Source organism: Chromatium okenii, from assembly GCF_016583745.1.
Classification (GTDB): Bacteria; Pseudomonadota; Gammaproteobacteria; order Chromatiales; family Chromatiaceae; genus Chromatium; species Chromatium okenii.
Window position 1 is genome coordinate 35,035 of record NZ_NRRQ01000028.1, and the last position, 1,575, is coordinate 36,609.

A 1,575-nucleotide genomic window follows, 5' to 3' on the forward strand; every position below is an offset into this window, starting at 1 on the left:
CTAGGCGCTAGTGTGAATACCACGGGCACGATCAATAATGATGACACCTTGCCGACGCTTAATCTTGCGCCAGTTTATGCTATTACTGAAGGCAATAGCGGCTCTACTGCCGTGAATGTCACCGTTAATAGAACGGGTGATTTATCCGCTGCCTCCAGTGCGAATTGGTCAGTTGCAGGCAGCGGTACTAATTCAGTGATTGGTTCTGATTTCACAGGCGGAGTATTGCCGACGGGAACGGTGAATTTTGCTGCCGGAGTCGCTACTGCCACCATTGCGATTAACGTCGCTGGTGATACGGTATTTGAGCCGAATGAAGATTTCACTGTGAGCTTGAATACGCCTGTGAATGCAACGCTGGGCACCAGTGTGAATACCACGGGCACGATCAATAATGATGATTCAATCGCTATTGTTGGCACGAGTAACAATGATCGTTTAAAAGGAACTATTGAGAGCGACCAACTTGATGGTTTAGCAGGCAACGATTACTTTTTTGGTCTTGGTGGTAATGATACTCTTAATGGTGGTGCGGGCAATGATACGATGCGAGGTGGAACTGGTCTTGATAGTATGATTGGTGGGGATGGCAATGATCTCTACTATGTTGAAGAAATTGGAGATATTGTTGTTGAAACAGCAACGGGTGGAATTGATACTGTCAACAGCAGCCTCAATAATTATACGCTCAACGCAGCAGTTGAAAATGGGCGCATTTCTATTCCCGGAACTGCTAGTATTACCGGTAATGCTCTGGATAATGTATTGTTTGCCGGAGTTGGAAATAACATCATTGATGGTGGCGCAGGTACAGATACGGTAGTTTATTCCGCTCTGAAAACTAGTGTTGGTTCAACACTGGGAGTGAAAGTGAATCTGATGAACACTGCCATTCAAATGACCGGCAGTTCTGGAAGTGATTTATTGCGGTCAATTGAGAATCTCACTGGATCGAGTAAAAACGACACTCTTAGCGGCAACAGTGCGGAGAACGTATTAAATGGCGGGCTGGGAAATGACATCCTTACTGGCGGCGCAGGGAAAGACGTGTTTGTTTTTGATACTGCTTTGAATAGAAACGTCGATCAGATTAAAGATTTTAGTGTCGTTGATGATACGATCCAGCTGGAAAATTCAGTTTTTAAACAGCTTTCCAGTACCGGATCACTAAAGGCAAGTTATTTCGTGAAGAATACGACTGGAAAAGCTAATGACGCTGATGATTTCATCATTTACGACACCGACAGCGGCGCATTATTTTATGACGCCGATGGTTCAGGCAGTAGCAACGCAGTTCAATTCGCGTTGATTGGTGTTGGTTTGAAACTAACAGCAGTTGATTTTATAGTGAGTTAAATACTCACCAACGAGCACCATAAAGGCTTGCAAAGTGCAAGCCTTTTTTGTTAAAAGCAGAATAAAAAATCTCATTTGTTTTAGAGCGTATCTGTCAAGACCCGAGAGATTGTAGACCTGTTTTTTGAAGCGTTCGGGTTCTTTCTGCTGCCAGTTTTTCAACGCTTGCACCGGTGACACATGTCCGAGTGCTTTTTGGGGTATCTGATGGTTATACAT

1 protein-coding gene and 1 pseudogene are annotated in these 1,575 nt (G+C 44.2%); one reads left to right on the plus strand and one right to left on the minus strand.

The features are described from left to right. Positions 1-1,356: calcium-binding protein (locus CKO12_RS10845; RefSeq protein ID WP_274599919.1), on the plus strand; the 1,356-nt coding region annotated here is incomplete at its 5' end. A 93-nt stretch (positions 1,357-1,449) separates the two neighbouring features. On the opposite strand, the pseudogene CKO12_RS15405 reads toward CKO12_RS10845, so the two are convergent. After that, positions 1,450-1,575 (minus strand): annotated as a pseudogene (locus tag CKO12_RS15405) (IS481 family transposase); the annotation flags it as partial.